The 25,660-nt window shown below is 44.2% G+C and carries 26 protein-coding genes and 1 pseudogene; 8 read left to right on the forward strand and 19 right to left on the reverse strand.

The window, feature by feature from the left end:
- Window positions 1-50: 50 nt before the first annotated feature.
- The gene (locus AM500_RS23250; RefSeq protein WP_053601347.1) at window positions 51-914 is read right to left on the reverse strand and encodes a DNA-3-methyladenine glycosylase family protein; all 864 of its coding nucleotides are present in this window, start codon (window positions 912-914) and stop codon (window positions 51-53) included.
- Between the two features lie 302 nt (window positions 915-1,216).
- On the reverse strand, window positions 1,217-2,095 hold the full coding sequence (locus AM500_RS23255; protein WP_053601348.1) for an AraC family transcriptional regulator: 879 nt from the start codon (window positions 2,093-2,095) through the stop codon (window positions 1,217-1,219).
- A 203-nt stretch (window positions 2,096-2,298) separates the two neighbouring features.
- On the opposite strand from AM500_RS23255, the gene AM500_RS23260 reads away from it, so the two are divergent.
- The 4 genes and pseudogenes from AM500_RS23260 (at window position 2,299) to AM500_RS23275 (ending at window position 4,770) form a co-directional block, all read left to right on the forward strand.
- Entirely contained in the window at window positions 2,299-2,529 is a 231-nt protein-coding gene (locus tag AM500_RS23260) for a hypothetical protein (RefSeq protein ID WP_053601349.1), read from the forward strand.
- A 59-nt stretch (window positions 2,530-2,588) separates the two neighbouring features.
- A complete protein-coding gene (locus tag AM500_RS23265) occupies window positions 2,589-2,996 on the forward strand; it encodes an NUDIX domain-containing protein (protein WP_231688202.1) in 408 nt (135 codons plus the stop codon).
- A gap of 287 nt (window positions 2,997-3,283) precedes the next feature.
- Window positions 3,284-4,288, forward strand: coding sequence for a DUF3231 family protein (locus tag AM500_RS23270; RefSeq protein WP_053601350.1), 1,005 nt, complete (start codon window positions 3,284-3,286; stop codon window positions 4,286-4,288).
- Window positions 4,289-4,342: 54 nt separating this feature from the next.
- Window positions 4,343-4,770, forward strand: a pseudogene (locus AM500_RS23275) (hypothetical protein).
- Between the two features lie 44 nt (window positions 4,771-4,814).
- Here the strand turns inward: AM500_RS23275 and AM500_RS23280 are convergent.
- On the reverse strand, window positions 4,815-5,396 hold the full coding sequence (locus tag AM500_RS23280) for a uridine kinase family protein (protein ID WP_053601351.1): 582 nt from the start codon (window positions 5,394-5,396) through the stop codon (window positions 4,815-4,817).
- Between the two features lie 209 nt (window positions 5,397-5,605).
- Here AM500_RS23280 and AM500_RS23285 point away from each other — a divergent pair, with 209 nt between their 5' ends.
- Window positions 5,606-6,205, forward strand: coding sequence for a LysE family translocator (locus AM500_RS23285; RefSeq protein ID WP_197282642.1), 600 nt, complete (start codon window positions 5,606-5,608; stop codon window positions 6,203-6,205).
- Between the two features lie 55 nt (window positions 6,206-6,260).
- On the opposite strand, the gene pdaA is transcribed toward AM500_RS23285, so the two are convergent.
- From pdaA to AM500_RS23345, 12 genes are all read right to left on the reverse strand, one after another.
- Window positions 6,261-7,046 carry a delta-lactam-biosynthetic de-N-acetylase gene (gene pdaA / locus AM500_RS23290; RefSeq protein ID WP_053601352.1) on the reverse strand — a complete coding sequence of 262 codons (786 nt, stop codon included), beginning with the start codon at window positions 7,044-7,046 and terminating at the stop codon, window positions 6,261-6,263.
- A 211-nt stretch (window positions 7,047-7,257) separates the two neighbouring features.
- Window positions 7,258-8,811 (reverse strand): fumarate hydratase, encoded by a 1,554-nt coding sequence (locus tag AM500_RS23295; RefSeq protein ID WP_053601353.1) that lies wholly within the window; start codon window positions 8,809-8,811, stop codon window positions 7,258-7,260.
- A 199-nt stretch (window positions 8,812-9,010) separates the two neighbouring features.
- Window positions 9,011-9,619 (reverse strand): nuclease-related domain-containing protein, encoded by a 609-nt coding sequence (locus tag AM500_RS23300; RefSeq protein WP_197282643.1) that lies wholly within the window; start codon window positions 9,617-9,619, stop codon window positions 9,011-9,013.
- Between the two features lie 91 nt (window positions 9,620-9,710).
- Window positions 9,711-10,004: a hypothetical protein gene (locus tag AM500_RS23305; protein ID WP_053601355.1), complete on the reverse strand. Its 294-nt coding sequence runs from the start codon at window positions 10,002-10,004 to the stop codon at window positions 9,711-9,713.
- A 207-nt stretch (window positions 10,005-10,211) separates the two neighbouring features.
- Window positions 10,212-11,279, reverse strand: a complete 1,068-nt coding sequence (gene fni / locus AM500_RS23310; RefSeq protein ID WP_053601356.1) for a type 2 isopentenyl-diphosphate Delta-isomerase — start codon at window positions 11,277-11,279, stop codon at window positions 10,212-10,214.
- Window positions 11,280-11,382: 103 nt separating this feature from the next.
- Window positions 11,383-11,568: an SE1561 family protein gene (locus AM500_RS23315; protein WP_043931367.1), complete on the reverse strand. Its 186-nt coding sequence runs from the start codon at window positions 11,566-11,568 to the stop codon at window positions 11,383-11,385.
- 62 nt (window positions 11,569-11,630) lie between these two features.
- Window positions 11,631-13,304, reverse strand: coding sequence for a gamma-glutamyltransferase (gene ggt, locus AM500_RS23320; RefSeq protein ID WP_231688076.1), 1,674 nt, complete (start codon window positions 13,302-13,304; stop codon window positions 11,631-11,633).
- Window positions 13,305-13,575: 271 nt separating this feature from the next.
- Window positions 13,576-14,424 (reverse strand): hypothetical protein, encoded by an 849-nt coding sequence (locus tag AM500_RS23325; RefSeq protein ID WP_053601358.1) that lies wholly within the window; start codon window positions 14,422-14,424, stop codon window positions 13,576-13,578.
- 276 nt (window positions 14,425-14,700) lie between these two features.
- Window positions 14,701-15,495: a YfkD famly protein gene (locus AM500_RS23330; protein WP_442853982.1), complete on the reverse strand. Its 795-nt coding sequence runs from the start codon at window positions 15,493-15,495 to the stop codon at window positions 14,701-14,703.
- Window positions 15,496-15,619: 124 nt separating this feature from the next.
- Window positions 15,620-16,237 (reverse strand): YczE/YyaS/YitT family protein, encoded by a 618-nt coding sequence (locus AM500_RS23335; RefSeq protein ID WP_053601359.1) that lies wholly within the window; start codon window positions 16,235-16,237, stop codon window positions 15,620-15,622.
- A 543-nt stretch (window positions 16,238-16,780) separates the two neighbouring features.
- Window positions 16,781-17,818 carry a calcium/proton exchanger gene (gene cax, locus AM500_RS23340; protein WP_197282715.1) on the reverse strand — a complete coding sequence of 346 codons (1,038 nt, stop codon included), beginning with the start codon at window positions 17,816-17,818 and terminating at the stop codon, window positions 16,781-16,783.
- Between the two features lie 104 nt (window positions 17,819-17,922).
- A complete protein-coding gene (locus AM500_RS23345) occupies window positions 17,923-18,309 on the reverse strand; it encodes an OsmC family protein (protein ID WP_053601856.1) in 387 nt (128 codons plus the stop codon).
- A gap of 283 nt (window positions 18,310-18,592) precedes the next feature.
- Between AM500_RS23345 and AM500_RS23350 the strand changes: the two genes are divergently transcribed.
- Together AM500_RS23350 and AM500_RS23355 are read left to right on the forward strand one after the other, a co-directional pair.
- Window positions 18,593-19,795, forward strand: a complete 1,203-nt coding sequence (locus tag AM500_RS23350) for an MFS transporter (RefSeq protein WP_082347358.1) — start codon at window positions 18,593-18,595, stop codon at window positions 19,793-19,795.
- Window positions 19,796-19,996: 201 nt separating this feature from the next.
- Window positions 19,997-21,901, forward strand: a complete 1,905-nt coding sequence (locus AM500_RS23355; RefSeq protein WP_053601361.1) for a heavy metal translocating P-type ATPase — start codon at window positions 19,997-19,999, stop codon at window positions 21,899-21,901.
- Between the two features lie 34 nt (window positions 21,902-21,935).
- On the opposite strand, the gene AM500_RS23360 is transcribed toward AM500_RS23355, so the two are convergent.
- From AM500_RS23360 to AM500_RS23370, 3 genes are all read right to left on the reverse strand, one after another.
- A complete protein-coding gene (locus tag AM500_RS23360) occupies window positions 21,936-22,634 on the reverse strand; it encodes a hypothetical protein (protein ID WP_053601362.1) in 699 nt (232 codons plus the stop codon).
- A 164-nt stretch (window positions 22,635-22,798) separates the two neighbouring features.
- Window positions 22,799-23,635 carry a YihY/virulence factor BrkB family protein gene (locus AM500_RS23365; RefSeq protein ID WP_442854019.1) on the reverse strand — a complete coding sequence of 279 codons (837 nt, stop codon included), beginning with the start codon at window positions 23,633-23,635 and terminating at the stop codon, window positions 22,799-22,801.
- Between the two features lie 40 nt (window positions 23,636-23,675).
- A complete protein-coding gene (locus tag AM500_RS23370; protein ID WP_197028372.1) occupies window positions 23,676-24,110 on the reverse strand; it encodes a YtxH domain-containing protein in 435 nt (144 codons plus the stop codon).
- Window positions 24,111-24,291: 181 nt separating this feature from the next.
- Between AM500_RS23370 and AM500_RS23375 the strand changes: the two genes are divergently transcribed.
- Window positions 24,292-24,516, forward strand: a complete 225-nt coding sequence (locus tag AM500_RS23375) for a DUF1128 domain-containing protein (RefSeq protein ID WP_053601363.1) — start codon at window positions 24,292-24,294, stop codon at window positions 24,514-24,516.
- A 382-nt stretch (window positions 24,517-24,898) separates the two neighbouring features.
- Here the strand turns inward: AM500_RS23375 and map are convergent, their stop codons facing one another.
- The gene (gene map / locus AM500_RS23380; protein WP_053601364.1) at window positions 24,899-25,654 is read right to left on the reverse strand and encodes a type I methionyl aminopeptidase; all 756 of its coding nucleotides are present in this window, start codon (window positions 25,652-25,654) and stop codon (window positions 24,899-24,901) included.
- Window positions 25,655-25,660 lie beyond the last annotated feature (6 nt).

Below are 25,660 nucleotides of genomic sequence, written 5' to 3' on the forward strand. Positions count from 1 at the left end.
CTCACTCTTTTCGTTCTACTATTTGGCAGACGAGAATTCCCGCTCTGCCGTTATTCGATACTTCTCCAAAGATATAGAGAGGCGTAGCTGAGGTAGGGTTCCCAGCCTGTTTTATATTTTTCCATTTCTTCAATGGTTGGTTTCTTTTCTAGGTTGTACAGTTTTTTCAGGGCGTTCTGGATTCCGATGTCGGCCATTGGGAAAAGGTTCTGGCGGCCGAGCCCGAATAAAAGGAAATTCTGTATTGTCCATGCGCCAATGCCACGGATTTTGATAAGCTTGTCAAAAATGGTCTGTTCATCCTCGTGCTTGAATTCTTCCAAATCCAGCCCGCCTTCAGTTACGGCTTTGGCAATATCAATTACGTATTCTGCTTTCCGGCCGCTAAACTGCAGCTCACGCAGTTCCTCGACCGTCAATGCAGCAACCGTTTCAGGGTCCGGATAGAACCAGGCTCCATCTTTTTCAAAACCGTACTTTTTCACAAATCTTTCCGTGAGCTTAATCGCAAACGCCATATTAAGCTGCTGATGGATAATGCATTTCAACAGGCAGCCAAACGGGTCAAAGTCGAGAATGAGTGGTGTACCGACATGCTCTTCAAAAATGATAGTGAGGTCAGTTTTTCCAAAATGATCATGAATATCCTTTAACGGGACCTCCCACTGGAATACTTCGCCAAGACGCTTGATAATCCGGTCTTTGTCACCGGATTCAGCTTCAATTAAGAAGCTTGGCTCCTCGGTCGTTCCAGTTGCTGTCACTTTTGCGGTAAAAGCTTCTCCATCCAATTTTATCGGTACCTTGATTGTCCTTTTTTCAAGGTCAAGCGCATTGAGCGGATCCATCGAAAGCCGGTCGAGGACTCGGTCAAAATTATAAGGGCCTTCTATTACAATCGTTTCCTGCCACACACTGGTTTCCCCTTTAGGTTAGTTTTCCCGTATTATAGCATGTTTTGCACCTTTGGCATAAAGTGATGGTGCCAATCTTTAGCGTTACTTCTCACCCCACTAAGGCTGATCAATTTTAAAGTGGAACCACAAGGAAAATTTTAAATTATCAATTGGGCTTTTCATACTGTTAATCCCCCCTATATTTTTTGTCATCTTAGAACCCTTAGTTGGGTTCTTCTTTGGGTAACAGGGTGGGCTGCACGTTAATGGGGGATAATGTAAGCAATAAAAAATTACCCTGAAGATTCAGGGCAATAGGGTTATTGTTTCTTTGGTGCAACTGGGATCCAGATTTCACTCCTATACCTCGGCGAACTTGTATCCTTACTTTCGTTCCAGAGGATTTCAGGACCTTCAATAAGCTCATAGTTCGAGGACGGAAGCCATTCGGAAAAAATTTTTCCCCACACAGTCTGCAACGTTTCAGGAAAAGGCCCCACCGCTTCAAAAACGGCCCATGTCATTGCCGGAACATCAAGCTGGGCAAGTTGCCCTGGGACGGTTTCGGTAGTCGCAACACCGATATAGTGGTCAAGCTCTCCTTTTTCCTCAAAGCGCCCCTCAGAAAAATTTACCGACGCACTAATCATGCCTGTTGGCTCTGTATTGGAAAGAATTTTTAGCTCGGTGATCAGCTCTGGTGTAAGACTGGCCCACATGGATGCGATTTCCGGATTTACCCCCTCGAAAACAATCGGGACTCTTTTTTTCAGACCGGCAATCCTAAACGGGGCTTTTTTAACAATCCTATAATTCATTTCGCTTCCTCCCTGAACGGTTAATTGAAAGAACATTCGCGGATAGGCTTTAAGCGGTCCGCTCCCATTTCGCACCTCTGATGGAGTGATACCATGCAATGCCTGGAAGGCTCTTGTAAAAGAATCTGGTGATTTATATCCATACTTGTTAGCAATATCAATAATCCTTTCATCATTTGCAGTGATCTCCGAAGCAGCTAGGCTGAGCCGGCGACGCCGGATATACTCGGCTAGCGGCACTCCTGCCAAGAAAGAAAATACCCGTTGGAAATGGTATTCCGAGCAAAGCGCGATTCTGGCAATCTTCTTTAAGTCAATCTCATTGGACAAATTGGCTTCAATATATGCAAGAGCTTCATTCAGCCTTTTTAAAGAATCCAAGAACACTCCTCCTTTCAAATTCAGAATAACAAATATCAGAATGATTCTCCCGACATTTCATGCACAAATTTGCAGTCTAACAGAATTCCAAGATGACTAGCAACACGTTCTTACTATAAACTTATAGTATATTTTGAAAAGAAATTTTCGAGCACAATGCCGATGAGGCTTTACAGCATTAAATTGAAATAGGAGGTCTGAAAATGCCTGTCTTAGTTGCCAGCATATTTTCAGCATTTATCGTTTTTTATACGGTTTATTCAATTGTAAAGGTATTGAGTATCGCATATGGAAGGAAAGAAATTTCGCTGCGGAAGTATGTTGCCGCTGCGCTTCTTTCATTCATAATTGGAGTGGCTGTCTCATCCCTTCTGCCTTTTGGGTATCAGAAGGTATTTGACTTAATCAGCCGAGGGGAGAGAGTAATGGAATGACCTATCACATTCGTGTCAGAGCAGGAGCATTGATTTTAGAAAATGATTCTATCCTTTAAATTGAATTTGATGATGAAAAGGGGATTCATTACAATCTTCCAGCTGGCGGAGTCGAACCCGGTGAATCAGTAATCGAAGCGGTCAGGCGGGAAGCGAAGGAAGAAGCTTCGGTTAATGTTGAGGTTGGCCCATTGGCGTTTGTGTATGAATATGCTCCGCACCTTAATAGGAATAGATACGGAGAATTGCATTCTTTAGGGTTGATGTTCGAGTGCAGAATCCAAGAAGGCTCGACTCCGATGATGCCCGCCCATCCTGACCCAAATCAGACTGGCGTAAAATGGGTTAAACTTTCGGAATTAGAGGATATTTTGCTTTATCCGAATATGATAAAGCTAATTATTGCTTATACAAAGAACAAGAGAAGTCTTGAGTTAATTGAGGAACATACCTTACCAGATTACTAACATACATCTCTTCATGTAGAAGGGCTCAAGGGTTAACCCCTTGAGCCCTTTCATTTACCTTGCATAAACATGCAATGAACCTTCATTGATGAAATCTCACCTTATTACATAACTAAAAAATAACAAGTTGGATCAACTTCATCCCCATCATACTCAATGGCTCCCTCAAGTACATCATACCGATTGGAGATTTAGGCATCCCACATTCTCTCAAAGTACGCACCCTTCCCAGTTAAGAGAATATTGCTTTGCGGAGCGGTAAATAATATCCTGGAGGTGATATTTTCATGGAAGAAAAGAATCTGAAGCTTACGTCTTCTGAAATAGGTTCATTGTGGGGAGAGTATGTTAACGGCACAATGACTGACGTGGTCAATAGGTACATGTTTTCGATTATTGAGGACGATCAGATAAAATCTGTTTTTGAAGATGCTATTAAAACCTTTGAAATTCAAAAGCAACAAATCGTAGCTTTTTTGGAGAATGAGGGTTTTCCAATTCCCATTGGATTTAATGAATCTGACCTCTATAAAGGGAAACAAAGATTGTTCACTGATATTTTCTGTCTAAATTACTTACATACCATGACCTTACATGGGTTGCTTGGGCATATCACAGCATTATCTGTTTCTGTTAGAAAAGATTTAAGGTACTTTTTTGATTCCTGCGATAACGACGCTAAGAGAATGTATCATCTAACGATTGAGTTATTACTGGAGAAAGGGAACTTTCAAAGAGATCCCTTATTTTATCCTCCCAATAACCCCGAATTTGTCACGAGCCAGGATTTAACCGATGGATTTTTCGGAAAAGGAAGAACCTTATCTGCTACTGAAATCATTAGCATTTCCTTTAATCTTAAAAAGAGTATAATGGCTAAAACACTTTCTATAGCATTTAGCCAAGTTGCACAGGAAAAAGAAGTCAGAAAGTTTTTGACCGATACTCAGGAAACGGCTAATGGGCAAATAAAGGCATTTTCTAAAATCATGCAGACAGATAACCTGCCAGTTCCAAAATCCTGGGAAACAGAAGTGACTGCTTCAACTGAATCACCTTTTTCCGACAAGTTAATGTTGTATCATATGGGTTTTTTATTTCAAGCTGCACAAGCCTACCATGGAGCAGGATTGGCATCATCCATGCGAACAGACCTTATTGCAGCTTATGAAGGCACCATTCTAAAAAATATTGCAGTCACCAAGAAGTGGTACAACTTAATGCTCAAATCCAAATGGTTAGAACAACCCCCTCTTGCTCCGAATAGGAAAGAACTTGCAAAAGAGATTTAAAAGAAACATAGTTTAAGGAATCCAAAGGTGAATAAGAAACAATTTGAACTTTTGATGTGGAGCATTGCCCTTCCGGGGTTTGGGCAGTTTTTAAACGGAAAATACTATAAAGGAACAGTGTTACTGTTATTGGAATTCTTGATTAATGTTCAAGCCAATTTTAATCAAATTATTATCCTAAGTTTTCACGGAGAAATTGGGAAGGCCATAAACCATACCGATTATCAGCGGCTGATGTTTTACCCATGTTTATACTTTTTCGCTATGTGGGATGCAGTGAAAGATGCAGGCGGAAGGAATGAACCTTATTCTTTTCTTCCATATGTATTTGCAGGATTTTAGTAACGGTTGGATTAATTTTTGCTTCGGACTTGAAGATATTTGGTGTATTATTAGGTCCTATGTGGCTTCCAACGTTATTTGTGATTCCTGGAATACTTATTGGATTACTACTAAAAAAATCCTTAAATAAGATTGCTTAAGACCCATCCTTTCGGCATGTAGAGGATGGGTTTTAAACTATGAATTACAATACCCCTGAAAAAGTAGTAGTAGCATACTGAGAAGGCTTATGCTCCTCTACATACATATCCTCTGCAACCATCCAGTCGTTGACCCATCTGTCCCTGGCAGCTTCCCCATCCCTTTCAAGGCCGCGCTGGAGTCGGATGTCCCGTGGGCTGTCGACCCATATAGTATAATCATAAAAGCTCGCCAGATCTTTCCGGGTGGAGTAAACTCCTTCAACAATGACAATTCCTCCTATCGGAACTTTATGCCACTCTGCAAGGATGTCTGTTTCCCAATCATATCGCTGATAGCTCCCCTCCTGGTTTTTGGAAAGTGGATCGAGTACCTGCTCTAGAACCCTACCCCAATCAATATCAGCGCCAATCGGCTTTTCTTTTGGGGGTAACTTGATGATTTGGGAAGACGACAAATAAAAGTCATCCATATGAACCACTGTAACGTTAGGTTTTGATTCTTTTAATTTATTGGCAAGTGTGCTCTTTCCTGCACCGCCGCAGCCATCAATGCCGATTAGTAATGTTGACTGTTTTCTCGGTATCGTCTCAATGGACTCAACCAGTTGTCCGAATGTCCGCATAAAAGCACTCCTTTTCTAAAAAAAGACTGAACTTTCTTATTCGTTCTACTAATTTAATCATAATATTGACCCCACTGAATTAACCAGTATTAATATATCTTTTATGAAAGCTGGACCATTTGCGTAGTTGGATGGAATTCGTCTAGGAAATTGCTTTAAGAATACAGATTTTGTTAATGTTATCAGTAGGTTAATTTGAAAGGATTTTTTTGTATATTGCTTCTAAAGAGCATTTTGCTTGGTTTTTCAGTTTCGGCACCAGTTGGCCCAATTGGCTTGCTTTGCATACAGCGCACTCTGGCGAGGGGAAAAGCGGCGGGGATAAGCACAGGGATGGGTGCAGTTACTGCAAATATGGTATAGCTAGCATCCCCGCGCTTGGCGTATCCGCTGTCTCGGCGTTTTTGCTTAACCAGCAGACGTTGCTGCGTTTAGTCGGAACTGCCTTCCTGTTCTATCTTGGTGTGAAGACCTTTTTTAAAAAGCCGGCTGGACAAGCAGCTAACCTCCCAGGAGAAACCCTTAAAAGTATGTATGCTTCGACATTTCTGCTGATGATAACGAACCCTGTCACAATCCTAAATTTCACTGCAATGTTTGCCGGACTTGGGATTGAGGAAAGCACAGAATCTCAAGGTATTGCCCTTTCATTGATTACAGGGGTGGCAATTGGAGCAGCAGCCTGGTGGGTGTTGTTAAGTGTTATGGTGAGTCGGTTCCGAAGGAGAATTACTCCGCATCTTGGATTGGTCAATAAGCTTGCCGGGTTGCTGATTATCATCCTTGGTATTGCCTCGTTTATTAATTAGGGCTTGATAATGGCAACAAAAGCCGGATTCCAGTACACTTGGAACCCGGCTTTTTTTACTTCTTTGCTTTATCTTTCGCCAAGTGATCAAGACTTTCAAACGAATAACCCTTGGCTTTCAAGTCCAAAATTACTTTCTCTAGCGCGTCTGCATTATCCTTCGATACTGAATGTAGCAGGATGACCGCACCAGGATGAATTTGCCTCATGATGTTATCGTATGCGTATTGCGCACCCCGTTGCTGATTAACGTTCCAATCAACGTATGCGAGTGACCAGAACACATGTGTATAACCAGCTTCCTTGCTAGCGGCAATCGACCTGTCACTAAATGTTCCACGCGGCGGGCGAACGTATTTCATTTTCTTTTTTCCCGTCAGTTCTTCATATGCAGCACGAACTTTTTCAAGCTCTCCCTTAATTTGAGCATCCGGGATTTTTGTGAAATCAGGATGTCCCCATGAATGGTTCCCAACAATATGGCCTTCCTCCACCATTCGCTCGATATATTCCGGCGCACTGTCAATGTAATGGCCTGTCACAAAAAATGCCGCCGGAACCTTATGCTTTTTTAAAACATCAAGAACCTGAGTAGTATAGCCGTTTTCATAGCCATTGTCGAAGGTCAGATAAATAACCTTTTTGTCGGGGCTGCCTTTGTAAAAAGCTCCGTTCTTTTCGAGGATGGTTTCATATTGCCAACCTGCATCTGCCGGAATTTCATTTTTCCCCCGCTTAAAACCCCAGCCGAAAGATGCACTAGAGGTTTCCCCATAGGCCATTCCCGGTATCAAGGCAAGCAGGAGGCAAATTATAATTAAAAGCATGTACAATTTTTTCATAATACGGATTCCTCCAAACCCAATTTTTCTTAGTGTTTGAATTCATCCCCGTTTGTAGTGATGGCAATATATGCTCTAAACTGTAATTCCTGTAAAGTTTATGTCGAAATGAACTATGAAAATGTTTCACGTGTTACATTTCCCGGGGAATTTCCCCAATCTTTTTAAAAAAAAGATACGGAACCATAAGGGATTCCGCATCTCTGCCATTTTATTTAAATACCGGCTCCTTGAACTGTGCCAATTTTTCTAAAGAAGATTTATCGACATCAGCGTGGAGGCTGTTCCCATGGGCATCCATGGTGACTACCGCTGTAAAGCCTTCAACCTTTAGGTGCCACATTGCTTCTGGAATACCGAATTGCATGAGGTCAACACCCTCAACAGACTTGATGCAGTCTGCATAATACTGAGCAGCTCCTCCGATTGCGTTCAAGTAAACTCCACCGTGTTCCTGCAATGCTGCAAGTGTTTTCGGGCCCATTCCGCCTTTTCCAATGACTGCTCGGATGCCAAAGCGTTTCATGATGTCCCCTTGATACGGCTCCTCGCGGATGCTGGTAGTCGGGCCGGCTGCCTTTACATGCCAGTTGCCTTCCGCGTCCTTCAGCATGACCGGACCACAGTGGTAAATAACCTGCCCGTTCAAATTAACAGGAGAGTCATTTTCTGATAAGTATTTATGAATGGCGTCACGCCCGGTATACATCATTCCGTTAATTTGGACAACGTCGCCAACCTTCAAGCCGCGAATCTGCTCTTCTGTAATTGGCGCCTGGAGAGTGATAACGTTTGGTGCTTCAACAGCTGCTGCTGATTCCGCAGCAGCAAGCTCATGCTCCTTGCTGAAGTCGATTTTTTCGCCTTCCTGGTACATCCAGTCGAGGATTTCACCTGTTTCAGGATGAACATTAACGCCAAGGCGTCGGAATGCCCAGCAGTTATAGGCTACAGAAACAAAGAAACTGGCGGGAATTCGGTTCATGACACCAATTTTACAGCCAAGCAGCGTTGTTTCGCCGCCAAAGCCCATTGTGCCGATTCCAAGCTTATTTGCATTTTCCACTACATATTCCTCAAGCTGGCGAAGCTCTTCAACTGGATTCACATCGTCATTGGAACGGAAAAGCTGTTCCTTCGCAAGGTCGTAACCTGATGAGCGGTCACCGCCAATGCCGACACCAATGAAACCAGCTGAACAGCCCTGTCCCTGTGCCTGATAGACGGAATGCATGATGCATTTGCGGATTCCGTCAAGATCGCGCCCGGCACGGCCAAGTCCTTCCAATTCACACGGAAGGCTGTACTGAATATTCTTATTTTCACAACCGCCACCCTTTAAGATAAGGCGGACATCAATATAATCTTTTTCCCATTGTTCAAACTTAATAACAGGCGTGCCGCCGCCGAGGTTGTCCCCACTGTTTTTGCCAGTTAAGGAATCAACTGAATTCGGACGCATTTTCCCATCCTTAGTTGCCAGTGCGAGCGCTTCGTGGATTGCAGCCTTAAGCTCAATTTGGTTGACACCCACAGGAGTTTTAATTTTAAAAGTAGGCAGACCTGTATCCTGGCAGATGGGTGAAACCTGCTTGTCAGCCATTTGAATATTGTTGGTGATTGTCGCGAGACTCATTGCTGAACGGGTGCCTGCGTTCTCTCTTTCAGCCGCAGCCTGAATTGCCCTGCGGACATCCTTCGGCAAGTTCGTCGATGTTTCTACAATCAGCTTGTACATGCTTTCCTGAAACTTTTCTATGTTCACTTGTCTGCTCCCCCTTGTTCCTGAACCAGTCTAGTATGAATTTTGAAACAATTCCATCCTAGTTCATTATACTCCTGAATTGTGGGGGATTAAAGTATTATTGACTATCTGTTGGGCAAGTGAAATAGAATCTGGAGCGTTCCGGAGTAGGAAGGGCAAGGCACCATATTAGACCTCTATATGTAGGCGATGGTTGCCATTATTGATTGTCTGGCGAACAGCTAAATAAGGAACCGGGAGCATGGTAAACTGTAGATTTTCCAATCCCGCTTGTATGGAGTTTGAGTGCTGACAAAAGCCTAAAGGCAGTTTTTATTGAGGGAATGTGTGCGAACGCCGCGAACTCGGAGACTGAGATAAACGGTTTTATGAGGAGAAAGTATGTATAGAGTGCCTGGATATGAGCATCTTTTGAAGTGGTGTTGCAAATAGGGCATTGCCAGTAACCATACTTTCTGGGCTGAGGGTGCTTGTATTCCAGTTCTTGGAGCTTCATCAATAGGTTAGGTGCGTGGCAAATTTTCTTCAGGGCTAGAGTAAGTCCTCCTTGAATAGTGAGGATAGTTCTAGGGTTGCTAAACACAACAACAGTCTCAATGGGGATTGGCGGAAGGTTATACGATTGAAGCCATTTTTGGAGTTGCTGTTGATGGAGGAAACCGTGTGAGAGAGGATTTTGCATGCCTTCGCTTTGCTCATTATAAGTCCGGATCATTTGATTAAAACCATCAAATTTTACTTCACCGGCAATGTTCTTGACTCCAACTATGAAGTGAACATTTTTGAAAGTTTTTTCGACCGTTTTCACACTTTTTCCACCCTGTACTAACTCTATTTCCCCCTCTTCCACACTTTTTTCACCCTCAATGAAGCATATTTCGAAACTATTCACCATTCAGTCACAATTGGAACCACATAAACATTACCGAGCGAATGGAAATTCTATTATCCGGTAATCCATCACTAAGCCTAAATAGAATTTGTACTCTATTACTTTTTGGCCTGATGTCGTGAAGAGTGAAATACTTATTGTGATCCAATTGATCAGTATAATAGTCCGTCTCGCACTCTCCTTTATACCCGGCACTTCTTTTTGCAATGTCTGCTTCTATCGTGGATTTGCTTGGATGCAGGTCCGGCAGCCTAGTTTTAGCAGGTGAACAGGTTTGCTTCTTGCTTTTAAGTTCATTCACTTATCATCTCCTTTGTGAAAAACTTCTTCTAAATTGGCTTGGTTCCTCTTGAGAAATAAAAACATTTTCTGAACAGATTTGTGTTCTAGGACACATTTCTAAATTTACAGGACAAACTCCATTCCACCCTGAAAACCCCCACCCAACAGCGCAACCCTCATTCTACGCTACAAAAACCCCCGCCAAATCTGGCGAGGCTGTCCAAGTTTATTTCCTATTCGCATATCTCCGTATATCAATCCCTCTTGCATCGCACCATTCACGTACTTCTTTGGTGATCACGAGTGGACATTGTTTCAATTCAACCAGGTTCCGAGCGCCAAGCATCGTACAAATAGTTTTGACTTGATCCTGCCATTGCTTCATTTCTTCAATTGTCCGCTCAATTCCTTCTTCCAGTACGATCCTCAGGACAGGACTCGCCACGCCAACCGCACTGGCTCCGAGCGACAAACACTTCACTGCATCCAGGGGATTTCGAATACCTCCAGAGGCAAATACCATCATACTGTCGACAAAGTCCTGAGCTTCCAATAAGGAAACTGGTGTTGTTTGTCCCCAATTTTCCAGGTAGACGTACTCCTGTTTTTCTCTTCGTTTGTTTTCGATTCCGATAAAATTAGTTCCACCCCGTCCACTGACATCCACATACATGATACCCATCTCACGCAAAAAACTAAGCGTTTCGCGGCTCATTCCGAACCCGACTTCTTTAACGATAACGGGTACGCCAACTCGGGAATTGATTTGTTCGATATTTTCTAGCCAGTTAGTAAAATCCCGTCCGCCTTCTGGCATAACAAGTTCCTGCGGAGCATTCAAGTGAATCTGAAGCGCATTGGCATCGAGCATTTCAACGGCTTTACGGGCCATATCAAGCGTAACATCCGCCCCAACATTAGCAAAAACAATGCCTTTAGGGTTAACCTTGCGGACGATTTCATACGTTTCCGCCAATTGGTCATTTTTTAAGCCCGCATGCTGGGAACCGACAGCCATTGCCATTCCAGTTGCTTTAGCTACTTCTGCAAGCACCTGGTTTATCGAGCCAGACCGGGCACTGCCACCAGTCATGGCATTAATGTAAAACGGTGTATCGAACTTAAATTCTGGAAACTCTACCTCCAAGTCCACATCCTTAACGCCGGTACGTGTAAGGGAATTATGAACAAAAAACAATTGGTCAAAATGCGAAGCCCGAGGGGGTTCATCTGACAGGGCAAGCCTAATGTGTTCATCTTTTCTCTTTTCTCGCTTTGCTTGTTCGTCTGTCATTTGCAACCCATCCCTTTTCGAAAATTGACCTACTGGTATTTATTTTTACCCATTAGCTTCTATTATGTCATAGTCTAAAGAAAAACCCCGCACGTTGCGGGGCTTATATGTCGCGGTTATTAAATTCGCGTACTTTCAATTCGATTTCATCAATAATTTCAAGCAGGCGGTCGATGTCGTCAACATCGGTCTCTTCTGGTTCGATGGCATCCAGCAAATCCATGAACATGTTCAGCCTCTGCTTAAGGAAAATTACTTGTGTATCCTTATCAGTTATATCTTTGCCCAAGTGGTTCGCTCCTTTCGTCTCGTTACCATCCTACAGAAATGGGAACGGTTCGTCCAGTTGTATTATTCCACTTTAGGCAAAAAATCAATCGCGGAAGCGGAGCCTTCCCTGCTCGAATCGGCTGCTCCATACATCTCATCGTTTTCATGGTCTAACTGAATTGCCTGGACATTACCGATAACATGCGGTTCCTCTCCAAATTCGAAGTTCATCGATTCAAGTTTTCCTTTTGCAACCATATCAATACCTTGCTCCCATGAAATAAGCTGGCCAGGGGCACAAAATATTCGTGGTTCCTCAATGGCATCTTTAAGGCTCATTCCAAAATCGACAATGTTTACAATTGTTTGGAACACCGAAGCAATAATTGTCGGACCACCGGGTGAACCTAGGGTCAATACTGGCTTACCATCCTTAAAAAGAATGGTTGGGGATTTGCAGCTCACCGGCCGTTTTCCCGGTCCAGGTTCATTGACTCCTCCTGGGAGCGGATCAAAGTCAGTCAGCTCATTGTTCAGGAAAAAGCCGTAACCAGGTACTATGATACCTGTCCCAAAAGGATGCTCTACCGTGGACGTACATGCAACAATGTTACCGAAAGCGTCGGCAACTGTAAAATGAGTTGTCTCGCTTTGCTCGGCGTCTGCTGGCTGCCTGACTACTGGTCGCCCTTCTTTCCCTTCATATTTCCACGGGTTTCCGAAATCAATATCTGGGTTACGAAATTCAAAGTTGATCTGGGCAAGCCGTTCGGCAAGGTAGCGTTCATCGGAAAGCCCTTTTAATGGAATATCGGTGCTTCGGGGATCTCCCATATAGGCAACTTTATCTGAAAAGGCTAACCGCATGATCTCAGCAAACAAGTAGTATTTTTCCCAGGATTTAAGGCCATAGGATTTCAAATCAAAGTTCTCTAACAGGCTTAAGATATAAAGCAGGCTCGGCCCCCCTGCTGTGGGCGGGCTTGCTGATGCAATATCATACCCACGGTAACTTCCCCGGACTGGCTCGTCCACGGTGTGCGTGTATTTTTTCAAGTCATCAAGAGTCATGAACCCTCCATGGTCCCGAATCGTGTTTACAATTGCCTCAGCAATTTCACCTTCATAAAATACTTCAACCCCTTCCTCCCCGATTAAGCGGAATGTTCTTGCGAGGTGGGGTTTCTTAAGAATATGTCCTTCCTCGAGGCCTTCTGAAAAATAAAGCTTCCTTGCCTCATTCCCTAGCCGGTAATTAAACTTGTCGAGCATATCCATATGGACCCAGTTCATCGGAATTCCTTCCTCGCAAGCTTGGGCGGCTGGTTCAACAAGTTCGGAAAGCGGCTTTGTTCCATATTCCTTTAGCGCCGCATCCATTGCTTTTAGTATTCCGGGTATCCCGACTGCAGTCGCGTGGGTCGAACGTTTCCGGAATTCAATAACCTCTCCGTTTTCATCGAGGAACATTTCAGGATGTGCAGCTGCTGGAGCTTCCGAGTGTCCGTCAAATATCTTTGTTGCCCCAGTATCTTTGTGGTAAACCATAAAGAATCCGGATCCTCCGATCCCTGTATTCGACGGTTCACCAACATTAAGGGCAAACTGGATGGCCACAGCTGCATCTATGGCATTCCCGCCATTTTTCAATATATCCGCGCCAATCTTGGTGGCAAGCGGGTGGGCGGTAGCGACCATCCCATATTTTCCTTTTGCTGTTTCTCTTTCTGGTAAACATCTATTAGAACGTGGCAATATGACTACCCCTTTCAAAAAACACTTATAAAGAACTAGTACCCGGGGGTGTTTTTCTTGAAACTGGACGAGTTTGACAGGGCCTTGTACTAATGAAAGTATTACCATCTAGAGAATGATTTTCAGTTCTTCAGACAGGATAATATTTGATTCATCCTGTGCGAAAATGTCCACATAGTTGATTAGAATAACCAATAAAGATTTCAGATTCAAACTTTCTTTTCCCATTAAAAAACCAGCGGAATATTTCCCGCTGGTTGTCTTCAATCAATTAATATTTCTTCTTCTCATCTTCATCATGGTAGGGAGTCTCTTGGCCGCCAGTTGTGTGTGTGCCATCTTCGTTGTTATAGCCAAGACCGCCTGAACCATCAGAGTTCGCATTGGCATCGCCGCCGACTACATCCCCAACGGAACCGGAGGTGTTACCCATTCCGTAGTCTGTAGTTGTGTCGCTATCCCCGTAGGAAGATCCGCTTGTTAAGTCTGAAGTTGTGCCAGCTTCAAAGCTTGAAGTAGGGCTTGTCCCAGTTAACGAGCCAGACGCTTCACCAAGGTATGTGCCAGTCGAACCTGCCATCGCAGTAGTTGATGTGCTGTTCAATGTCGTATCCGCTCCGCCTGTTGGAACAGCGCTCTTCAGCTCTGTCCCCGCCTCTGCTACTTTAGAGCCAATCGTTTTCACTTCACCTTTAACACCCATCACGGTGTTAATCGCATCCTTTGAAATATCTTTCACTTCGGAAACCTTGCCGAACAAATCGCCGTTCAGCCGATCATATAATGATTGTGCATCCGAAATGGCTTCCTTCAGAACATTGGATGCTTGTTGAAATTGGGACATCATTTGATCCTTTACTTCTGTCGGATTGCTTTTCACTTCAGTAAACATGCTCTTAGAAGAATCCTTCAGGTTTGTAGCCGTTTCCTTAAGGCTTGAGCGAGTTGAAGAGTCTAGCAGTGTGAGAACTCCTCCGATAACACCACCGATGACAATCCCCTTCAGCAGTTTGCTGTTCTTTTCATTTTCCGTATAGCTATAAGACTGGTTATAAGACTGATTCTGGTTCAGGTTCTCGCTCTGGTTTTGGTTTTGGTACTGATTTTCAAACTCGTTCATTGCAATTCCTCCTCAATCCTATTTAGTAAAGTTTAACCTGTTTGTGTATTTCCCGGATATGAGGCAAGCTAAACAACTTGTTTTTCATACTTTCCTTTTTCTGCAAGGGTAATTATTCCTATTTTTCGACAAATTCCTCACACTTTCCTAAGCCTGGTGAGCTTCTACGGGACTAAACGTCCATGAAGGATAGCGGTTAAAACTAACACCAATACTGCCTAACCCTAAATTTAATAGAAAAAAACAAAACCCCGCCGCGGCGGGATTTTTACTGGTTTATCTTGGGCGTTCGCTCGCTGCGAAACTGAAGGAAACGTAGTCCTGAATCGGGATCCATGCTCCAATTCCCTGGGAAGTAACATTTTTAACAACAATCGATTTCTTGTTTCCTTTTAGGACAAGATATACCTCGCCGTATGTTACCTTTCCTTTTTCGTTTATGGCTGGGGCATAAGCGTACAAGTAACCAAGACGTTTCCTAGGAATGTTGTAAATTTGATCTTTTTTCGTTCCTAGACCGACTACAGTCTCAAACGCGAGAGGAAGCTTTGATTTGCGGGAAGCTTTAATTAACATCATCTTCTTTACTTCGTCGGCGTTTGGAATTTTCGCTGTCAGGCCGCCCTTGATAACCTTCTGGGACTCCTGGACATAATGGATTTGGTACGGCTTTTCACCGCCGCGATTGTCGAAATAGTTCGTGTTAATTTTTTGGAATTCCCAATTTGGTGATGTTTCGGCTGATTCATAATTGAGTGGCCATTGGCCGAGATAAATGATTGCCTTATAACCCAGTGCAAATGGCGTGCTATTAATACTCGTTTCATTGAGCATCCGGATCAGGTTAGGATTCTCAATCTTCACCTTGGTCGTATCAATGAGCCGCTTGGCTAGCTCGCTTGGCTGAAGCAGTGGTTCATCCTGGTTCGGATTCGGGTACGTATTTTCTTTTGTGATATTCATAGCACCTTCTGGAATGACTGTTTTCGGCTGGCTTTTTTCAGCAGCAGCCGGCGAAATGAGCAAAAGTGCAAAAGTAACTGTAAGAATGAGCGCACCTAATTTTTTCACAAAAAAGAACTCCTTTCACAAAGTGCATTTGTTTGCCTTTAGTGTTTTCGGAGTTCGCTGATTTTATCCAAGTGGGTTGCCCATTTTTGGACATATAATTTTACCATATTTTTTTCTAATTTGTTCACGCGCTGGCAGCCATCAGTTTGTAAAAAATACGTTCAAAAATAGGATAGAAGAGATCAATGATCGGGCCAATCGCAAAGGTAACGATCAAAGTTCCTATCCCAATCGGGCCGCCTACAAGCAAGGCAAGCATTAACGCCAATAGTTCTGTGGCTGTTTTTGCGATTGTGATACTGATATTAAATCGGTTTTTGATTCCCATCATGAAATTATCGATAGGAAGCAACGGAAATTTTGCCTGCAAATATATAGCTGCACCAATACTAATAATGACCAACCCTGCAAGAAATCCAATCATTTTCACGGTTAATTTCTCAGGTGTCCATTCATTTAGAACAAATAGCAGCCAGACATCAATCATCGGGCCAACTGAGAACAGCAGAACAAAAGCAAGCAGCTCGGGCTTCTTTTTATGTAAAAACGCATTGACAACCATTAAAATAGCAGCAACAATCATAACCCAATTTCCTACAGTAAGCCCGAATGTCTCGGATAACCCGACATTCAGGGCATCCCACGCCCCCGCGCCAACATCAGCCACAATTGTCAGGGAAACCCCAAAGGTTAGAATAATAAGGCCAATAATAAAAAATGATGTCCTGTAGAAAAATGCCATAATTTACCCCTCAAAAATAATTGTCAGAATGTTTACAAAAATTAAGTAACAGTGTATACTTACATTATCTAATCAAAAGGAGGGCTGAATCAAATCGCTCTAAATACACATATGAAGGAGGCGGGAATCACTAATTTATGTTGACTGATATTGATTTTACCATATTAAGCATAAAGGTTGGTGATTGTTCCCAAATAAAAGCGACTTGATTAATACCAAAACAATGACATCCAAAAAATACTTAGCAAATAAATGACTCCTGGCCATATCCAAAGCCTGGAGTCATTTTCGTTTATGAGACCACTTTCAACCCGATTGCAGAGCAAATGACCAGAACTATACAGACAATCCTTCGCCACCCCTTTGATTCCCCGTATACGAGAACTCTCCACAAAAAGCCCGGGAGAACTGATTGACTGTTCTCCCGGGCTTTTATACCTCCGTAGCAAAGCAACTAATTCTATGCCGAGGCTCTTCTCTAGGATCAGGCCAACACTTGTTTGCGGAACTCCAGAAGATCTATTTTAAACATCTGGAAACTGACTATAGGAGGAAAAATCCTATACCCATAATGACATAAGCAGCAAGCAATGTTAAACCTTCAAACCAGTTTGATTCGCCGTCATTGGAGATGATGACCATCAGCAGGACGGAGGAAACCATCGCAACCAGCTCCGGCAGTGTGAAGACGAGCGGCATTGCTTCAGCAAACAACAGGGAAATAAGGACAAGTACAGGAGCGACAAACATCGCAATCTGCAAGGTTGAGCCAATAGCAATTTCAACTGCTATGTCCATTTTATTTTTATAGGCAAAGATAATTGCCGATGCGTGCTCGGCCGCATTACCGACAATGGCAACAATAATGACCCCGATGAACAGTTCGGTCCAGCCGAATGAATGGGCAACCGCCTCGAACGTATGGACAAGATTTTCCGACACATAGGCAACCGCAATAGTTGCAAGGGCGAGGACAAGGATTGCTTTCCCTTTGCTCCATTCCGGTTCCTCATGGCTATGTTCCCCGTTATTTTCACTCTGATAAACCCCGCGGTGAGTAACAAGCTTGAAAAATAGTGCCGCAAGATAAAGTGCAATTAAGATAATAGAAATTCCGATACTTAATGAAATTGTTTTACTTTCACTCATTCCCATTGAAAAAACTTCAGGAATAACAAACGCAACTACAACCGCAAACATAAGCAGCCCCGAGTTGTGGCGTGCATCATGAACGTTGAAAACCTGGCGCTTGAACTTTACTCCACCAATGAAAAAGGACAATCCAGCGACAAGCAGCAGGTTCCCAAGTACCGAACCGGTGAGTGATGCAAGCACAACGCCTGTCAGACCGGCCTTTAATGCGAAAATTGAAATGATCAGCTCGACCGCGTTCCCAAAGGTTGCGTTCAATAGGCCGCCAATCCTCGGACCCGCAATGACTGCAAGGCTCTCAGTCGCGCGCCCCATGAAGCTAGCGAGCGCGACAATCGTTAAACAGTAAATGACAAATAATAGCGTACTTGGCCAGTGCATAAGGCTCCCAATTACAGACAGCGGAACGCCGACAAAGGTAAGAATCATAAAAATTTTATTAGCCACATAGTTCCCTCACAATCTCTATCTAAATATCTTCCACATAACTTTACCCGTGTTTTTGTCATTTATTCCCGTTACGCGAGATGGATTTAAGACGATAGTAATTCGAAGGTTTCCTTGATTGTGATACTGCCGGCGACTGACTGAGCCATCGGGCAGTTTTTTGCAGCAACATCAATTGCCTTTTGAATCTGTGTTTCGTCAAGCTGCCGGCCCCTAATTATATAATGGATGTGAATACGCTCAATTTTGCCAGTCCCGCCATCCGCTCGGTCAACCTCAGCTTGGATTTTTATATCCTCAATATCAATGCGTTTCTTTGTTAAAATTTTTCTCAGTACTCCGCCGCTGCAGACCGCAATTGAGGCAACCATCAATTGGTATGGCCTGTGCCCGGCACCGTCCTTGCCAGAGACATCAAGGCGTCCATAAGGCAAATCCCCATAAAAGCCTTCTTCCTTCATAAAGAACTCCACTTTACCACCCACTTCCTCTTTTGGTTTTTTTACTGTATAGAGAATACCGTAATTATTAATTTTAGAAAAGATTATTTTGTATATTGATTTTAAGGGGATTTCGAGAATCAGAGAAAGCAGTGCCAAAAAGGTATCATTAGAAATATCCTATATGACGTTTAAACAAACTGCACTCGCCAAAAGGTAACATAGAGCCTTCCTACATAACGTTTCATCAGGCAATAATTCCTTCCATATACTATCTTCCTGCTTGCAAAACTACCCTCCAAAAGATACCATCAACATGAAATCTTTCAGCAATCGGGGTCTTAACATTATGAAAAAAACACCTGGAGGACATTTTTGGATTCTGGTCAGTACCATAGGCATTTCCGGGCTTTCGCAGGGGATGCTGCTACCACTTGTGGCAATTATTTTAGAAAAAGACGGCTTTTCGTCCTTATCAAACGGAATCAACGCAACTGCACTTTATATTGCGATTTTACTTGCCTCACCGTTTATGGAAGGACCGCTTAGAAGGTTCGGATATAAACCTATCATGCTTGCCGGGGGGCTTAGCGTGGCGGTTGCACTTGCGCTGTTCCCCGCCTGGAAAAGCTTCTGGTTCTGGTTTTTCCTAAGGTTCTTAATTGGAATTGGCGACCACTTCCTTCACTTTAGTGCCCAAACCTGGATTACTGCGGCATCCCCGGAGAATCGCCGCGGCCGGAATGTGTCGTTGTACGGATTATTTTTTGGAATCGGATTTGCGGCCGGTCCGCTCATGACCCGGCTGGTTACTATCAACGAAGCACTCCCGTTCATGATATCTTCGGCACTTTCGTTACTCTCCTGGCTGTTTGTGTGGCTTCTGCGAAATGATTTTCCAGATTCAGACGGAACTGTAGGCAGCTCCTACAAGAGTTCCTTCTCACGCTTCAGCAAGGTGCTGAAAATTGCCTGGGTGTCATTATTGCCACCACTAGGATATGGTTTCCTAGAAGCTTCACTGAATGGCAACTTTCCAGTTCTGGCGCTCCGGAATGGGCTCGATGTGTCGGCTGTTTCAATTATCCTGCCAGCATTCTCAATTGGCGGTATTCTCTTTCAATTTCCGCTTGGGGTGATGAGTGACAAGTACGGACGACGAAATGTCCTGATGGGGATCATGCTGACCGGGTTCTTCTGTTTTATCGGGGCTGGTATATTTTATGATTCAGCCATCGGCCTTTTGATAACATTCTTCCTTGCCGGAATGGCAGTCGGAACTACCTTCTCTCTCGGGATTAGTTATATGGCCGACTTGCTTCCAAGGCAGCTTCTACCGGCGGGGAACCTGATGTGCGGAATATTTTTTAGCCTCGGCAGTGTCAGCGGCCCATTTTTTGGCGGCCTCGCCATCCAATTTACTGAGGGCGGCAGTTTCTTCTATTTGATAAGTTTTATTTTGTTGATGATTTTTTTGGCACTGGCTGTTTTCAAACAACCTTCACTAGCAAAAGGTTAATTTTATTTTTTATGAATATATATAGAAAGAGAATAATATTTCGTTCTTATAGCTTCCCAAAAAATAATTCCTATGATAGAATAATTCTAAATAAGAAACCAAATGCTTTATGCTGCTATTCAGTCCTGAATAGCGGCATTCGTCTTTTTATAGGCTTAATGAGGTTGAATATTATTCTCAATTAGGGAGGCGTAATCGAAAATGGAAGCACGTGTACAGGTTAATGCTAATGGCGAACCACAACCAAGCCTTTTTGAAAAAATGGCAGTCCATGCAGAATTGATTTGCGCTGCAGTAAGCGGAATTCTGATTTTAGCAGGCTGGCTCCTCGATGGATCTGCAAGTGTCGCAGCATATCTTGCAGCGTTTGTTATTGGAGGCTACTTCAAGGCTAAGGAAGGCATTGAAGAAACAATCAAAAACAAAGAATTAAATGTTGAAATGCTTATGGTGTTCGCGGCAATCGGCTCGGCAATCATTGGCTACTGGGCAGAAGGAGCGATCCTGATTTTCATCTTCGCCGTTAGTGGCGCTCTTGAAACCTACACCATGAATAAAAGCCATAAGGAAATTTCGGCTTTGATGGATCTTCAGCCTGAAGAAGCACTGCTTGTGACAAACGGGATAGAACGCAGAGTCCCTGTTTCCACGCTAAAAGTTGGCGATGCAATTCTCGTCAAGCCTGGAGAACGCGTACCTGCTGATGGAATCATTCAAAAAGGTGAATCAAGCATTGACCAGGCCGCGATTACTGGAGAATCAATTCCCGTTGAAAAAGGGCTTCGGGACGAAGTGTTTGCGGGAACAGTCAACTTATCTGGAGCAATTACAGTTGAAGTATCTAAAGCGAGTACGGATACACTTTTTTCAAAAATCATCGAGCTTGTCCAAAACGCTCAGAGTGAAAAATCCCCTTCCCAATTGTTCATAGAAAAATTTGAAGGCAGCTATGTAAAAATCGTGCTTATTGCTGTCGGATTAATGATGATTCTGCCGCACTATCTGCTCGGCTGGGGCTGGCAGGAAACGTTCTACCGCGCGATGGTCCTGCTTGTTGTCGCTTCCCCATGTGCTCTGGTTGCTTCAATTATGCCAGCAACCCTGTCGGCAATTTCCAACGGGGCCCGAAACGGAATCCTTGTTAAAGGCGGCGTTCACCTTGAGAACCTGGCCAACCTAGATGCAATCGCTTTTGATAAAACCGGAACATTGACGAAGGGCAAGCCGGAAGTAACCGAATTTCTTGCAGCGGAAGGCTATTCACGGGAGGACCTTCTCTGGAAACTTGCATCGATTGAAAATCAATCCAACCATCCGCTCGCCCGGGCAATTGTTTCTTTTTCAAAAAATGAAATTTCCAAACCTTTGGTAGAACCCGATAAAATGGAAGACCAGCCAGGCTGGGGGATACTTGCTGAATTCCAAGGTGAAGCTTGGAAAATCGGAAAGGCTAGCTTTATTGGCAAAGAAGCGGCGGCTGTTTTTGCTGGAAATGCTGCCAGCCAGCATGCTGTGGCAGGGAACACACTTGTGTTCATCTCGATTGACGGTGTTCCAGCCGGGATGCTTGCGCTGAAGGATGTAGTCCGCGACAGGACGAAGGCTGCAATCGCTAAGCTTGAAGCTGAAGGCGTCCACACAGTCATGCTCACCGGCGACAGTGAAACGACTGCAAAGGCGATTGCCGGTGAAAGCGGCGTAGACGAGTACTTTGCAGAATGCCTGCCGGAGGAAAAGGTCGACCGCCTAAAGGGCTTGATGGGCCGCTATCAGACGGTTGCCATGGTTGGCGATGGAATTAACGACGCACCAGCGCTTGCAACGGCGAATGTTGGAATTGCGATGGGCGAAGGCACCGATGTCGCGCTTGAAACTGCCGATGTTATTCTTATGAAAAATGACTTGCCGAAGATAGCCGAAGCAATTCGTCTGTCGCGCCGTATGAACCGGATCATCAAGCAGAACATTGTTTTCTCCATTCTGGTCATCATGGTACTCATATCCTCAAACTTCCTGCAGCTCCTCGATTTGCCCTATGGCGTAATCGGGCATGAAGGAAGTACGATTTTGGTTATCTTAAATAGCCTAAGGTTGTTAAGATCGTAGAAAAAGGCATTCGCCACGGCGGCGAATGCCTTTTCTATTTCATATACTTTTCCATGTCATTAGATAGAATTGATGTGTCCCACGGCGACCAAAAATATGTTTTTCCGTCATAGGCCATACCATACTTATAAGCGATTGGTTCGCCTGTATACAAAACGATATCATAATAAGTTGGATCGCCATTTTGTGTATTTGGCGAGAAAGAGGAGTTCGTTTCGCTTGTCAGTAAAAGCTTCATGAAGGCTGCAACTTCTTCCTTGCTTTCGATTTCATTAACGAGCGAGTTTCCTTGAGCCGTATAGGACTGATAAATTTGGATCCTATTTACCTTATCAATCGGCATATCTTTAAAATGCCACTTATACTCTTCATCCTCACTCCTTGCATAGTAAACGCGATAACCGTTTATTGCCCCTTCATCTTTTACCGCAAGGAAACCTGGCAGCCCTTTAATCTCGTAGAGTGCCGTTCCTTTTTCATGAAATGCCGCGTCCCCATCTTTGATTCGATAGTTTGAGTCTGATACATTGTCGGCGACCTTGAAGTTCACTTCGCCGATTTTTTTGCCAATGAAGGATTCGTTGGCAAGGACGCCTTCCAGGATGCCATCGTATTCAACTCCATCCCATTTGATAAAATCCACCCAGTCGATCTCGACATGTGTTTGCTGAAACGGATTAGACTGACAGCCCGCCAGCACAATTACAAGCAAAAGAATATACCACTTCTTCATCCATATCGTCCCCCTTTAAAGAGTAGACGGGATGCGCGTTCAACTTATTGCAAAAAACTTTTGGCAGAGTGAAAACCGTGCCTAACTTGCATCAAAAAGGCCCGACCTTTGATGGCCGGACCTGGTGTGACTGGAATTCATTTGCCTTTTTTCAAAAAAAGAAGTTAGCAGTTTTTGTCCTGTTTGGATTTTTCGGCATAGAAGGCGTTAATTTCGCCGCCGAGGAGGATGATGAATGCTGACAGATAGAGCCAGATCATCAGGATGATCATTCCCCCGATGCTTCCGTAGGTGGATGTGTAGTTGCCAAAGTTGCTGACGTAGAATGAAAACCCGAGAGACGTGATGATCCAGCCGACGGTAGCAAAAATGGCTCCAGGTATGGCTGATTTACATTTCATTTTCAGGTTAGGTGCCACCCAGTAGAGGATGGTGAAAATACCGAAAAGAATGAGTGGTGTCAGCGCCCAGCGGAGAAGATTCCAGATGACTATAAATGCTCCATCCAGCCCAAGGAACGAGAACAGGAATTCCCCGATTTCTTTCCCGAACACCGGGAGTACAAGTGCAATAATAAAGACAAATACCATGCCAAATGTGAACAGGATGGACATCCCGCGTGCCACGATAAACGATCGGGTTTCGTCGACATTATAGGCTGTGTTGAAGGCGCGAACGAGCGCATTGATCCCGTTTGAGGCTGACCAGATGGTACCGATGACACCGAGGGACAACAGACCGCCGCTCCTGTTTTCCATGATGCTAGTCAGGTTTTTTTCGATTAGCGCAAATGCTTCTGGAGGTGCAAAGTCCTGGATAGCCCCTAGAATATCCCGCTGTGGGATTGGCAGGTAAGGCATAAGCGTTAATAGGAAAATGAGCAGTGGGAACAGCGATAGCAGGAAGTAGTAAGCCAATTGAGCGGATAGGCCCGGCAAATCATCCTCTTTTATTCGGTGCAGCAGCTGCTTAAAGATGTTCTTGCTGAACAACCCACGGATATTTTCGATTTTTTCTTCTTTTTTCGCTGTTGGGGCCGGGTTATGAGCCAACAGTATCAGCTTCCTTCAGGACCACTTCGCTCAAGATAGGGTCTTTGCCATCCGCGCCTGAGATACCGCCGCCTGGCATAGCTGAAACAGTTTCGCGGTCGTCTTCGTTCTTGGCAAAGGCGCCTTTTGTTTCTTTCAGGATTCCAACTAGCTGCGGGGTTGTTTCGCGCAGTTCGTCAACTTTCCCTGCGATATAGGTAATATCATCATTCATTTGTTCAACGGTGCTCTGGATTTTCTTTGCTGCATCACGGATGGTGTCAGTGATTTCACGTGGATGTTTAACAGCATAGGCCATATTGTCAGAAGCTTTCTTGGCACCGTCGATTACGGCAGTGCGTGTCTCCTTATTGAGCAGGCTGACTGCCGCACCTGCAAGTGCCCCCCACATCATTGACTTCCAAAACTTGCTAGTTCCTGCCATTAGAATCTCTCCTTCTTCTATACAATTTGCTTAATAATAGATAGGTTTAGTATTCCCTGATTCTTGCTTGTATCCTTCCCGCTTTCAAGTTTGGGCAAACATGCCTGGGTGCGGGTTGCTGTTGACAATTCGCCATCCTCATGGAAAGATGGAACTACGAATTTCAGGAAGGGTGACGAGGATGGATTTATCAAAAAAATCTGCCGAGAATGTTGACTATATGATTGAGAAAATTAAGGACAAGTTGAAAGTGATGAATCTGGGGGCAATCAAGTCCTCCCATTTCGATGAAAATATGTATGAAGAACTGACGGAAATCTATGAAATGGTTATGCGGAAAAACAACTTCTCGACAAGCGAAATGCAGGCGCTAGCCGAAGAGCTCGGCAACCTGCGAAAGCAATAATTTTAAGTAGTATTAGATCCAACGAACAGGCATTGGCCTGTTCGTTTTTTATTGGCATTCAAGTTACTAGGGACGCCAAGCTCTTGAAATTGGTGTAAAACTTAGCGACCGAGTAAGGGATGATGCTGTGTAAAACTTAGCTACCGAGTAAGGGATGATGCTGTGTAAAACTTAGCTACCGAGTAAGGGCTTTAGGAGGCAATTCGGGACAGCTGGATCCATAAGATTGTCCTCGCTGAAACCTTTCGAGGACATTTGGAGTTTTGCTCCGTATCGAAATGTACTTGGAGTACCACTTCTTGGGAACCTCGCAGCGAACCGACACTAACAAAATGTCGCAGAAAACAGGTTTATTAGAAAACTAGATCCTAATGTACCAAGCTTATTCTTCGTCCTGGCTGGTCAGAATAACTGGGCCGTCCTTTGTAATTGCGATAGTGTGCTCGTATTGAGCTGAGTAGGTTCCGTCAACAGTTCGTGCCGTCCAGCCGTTCGGATCCATCTTTGTTGGCCATGTCCCGATGTTGACCATCGGTTCGATTGTGAAGACCATTCCTTCCTTTATGCGGGCTCCTTTACCCGGAAGACCGTAATGGGGGACGTCCGGTTTTTCATGAATGACTGAGCCAATTCCATGGCCAATGAATTCACGCACGACTGCTAGGCCTTCGCCTTCAACGTATGTCTGGATGGCGTGTCCAATGTCGCCGATCCGCGCTCCTGGCACAGCCACTTCAATTCCTTTATATAATGCCTGTTTGGTGACGTCAAGCAGATGGCCTGTCTCTTCGCTTACCTCGCCTACCGCATAGGTCCAGGCCGAGTCGGCAAGTGCCCCGTTCAGGTTTACAACCATATCAACGGTGACAATATCGCCTTCTATTAGCGGCTCCTTACGCGGGAAACCATGGCAGACCTCATCATTTATGCTTGCACAGGTGGCGAATTCATACCCCTTATAACCCTTCTGTTCGGGCGTAGCTCTGTGCTTTTTTAAAAACTGCTCTGCAAACTGGTCAATCTCCCAGGTTGTGATTCCCGGCTTAATTAATTTTGCTATTTCACGGTGGCAGGCCGCGAGCACCTTGCCAGCCTCCTTCATTTTGTCTATTTCCCGTGCCGATTTTAAAACAATCATGCTATT

The organism is Bacillus sp. FJAT-18017 (assembly GCF_001278805.1).
Classification (GTDB): Bacteria; Bacillota; Bacilli; order Bacillales; family Cytobacillaceae; genus Bacillus_D.

Coding starts and splice junctions, on each gene's coding strand:
- AM500_RS23260 (WP_053601349.1), top strand. CDS start 2,299: ATGCCTGTCTTAGTTGCCAGCATATTTTCAGCATTTATCGTTTTTTAT.
- AM500_RS23280 (WP_053601351.1), bottom strand. CDS start 5,396: ATGCGGACATTCGGACAACTGGTTGAGTCCATTGAGACGATACCGAGA.
- AM500_RS23360 (WP_053601362.1), bottom strand. CDS start 22,634: ATGAAGAAGTGGTATATTCTTTTGCTTGTAATTGTGCTGGCGGGCTGT.
- AM500_RS23370 (WP_197028372.1), bottom strand. CDS start 24,110: ATGGCAGGAACTAGCAAGTTTTGGAAGTCAATGATGTGGGGGGCACTT.
- map (WP_053601364.1), bottom strand. CDS start 25,654: ATGATTGTTTTAAAATCGGCACGGGAAATAGACAAAATGAAGGAGGCT.
- cax (WP_197282715.1), bottom strand. CDS start 17,818: ATGATTCTTACCTTTGTCGGCGTTCCGCTGTCTGTAATTGGGAGCCTT.
- AM500_RS23335 (WP_053601359.1), bottom strand. CDS start 16,237: ATGGCATTTTTCTACAGGACATCATTTTTTATTATTGGCCTTATTATT.
- pdaA (WP_053601352.1), bottom strand. CDS start 7,046: ATGAAAAAATTGTACATGCTTTTAATTATAATTTGCCTCCTGCTTGCC.
- AM500_RS23270 (WP_053601350.1), top strand. CDS start 3,284: ATGGAAGAAAAGAATCTGAAGCTTACGTCTTCTGAAATAGGTTCATTG.
- AM500_RS23350 (WP_082347358.1), top strand. CDS start 18,593: ATGAAATCTTTCAGCAATCGGGGTCTTAACATTATGAAAAAAACACCT.
- AM500_RS23375 (WP_053601363.1), top strand. CDS start 24,292: ATGGATTTATCAAAAAAATCTGCCGAGAATGTTGACTATATGATTGAG.
- fni (WP_053601356.1), bottom strand. CDS start 11,279: ATGACAGACGAACAAGCAAAGCGAGAAAAGAGAAAAGATGAACACATT.
- AM500_RS23325 (WP_053601358.1), bottom strand. CDS start 14,424: ATGAACGAGTTTGAAAATCAGTACCAAAACCAAAACCAGAGCGAGAAC.
- AM500_RS23355 (WP_053601361.1), top strand. CDS start 19,997: ATGGAAGCACGTGTACAGGTTAATGCTAATGGCGAACCACAACCAAGC.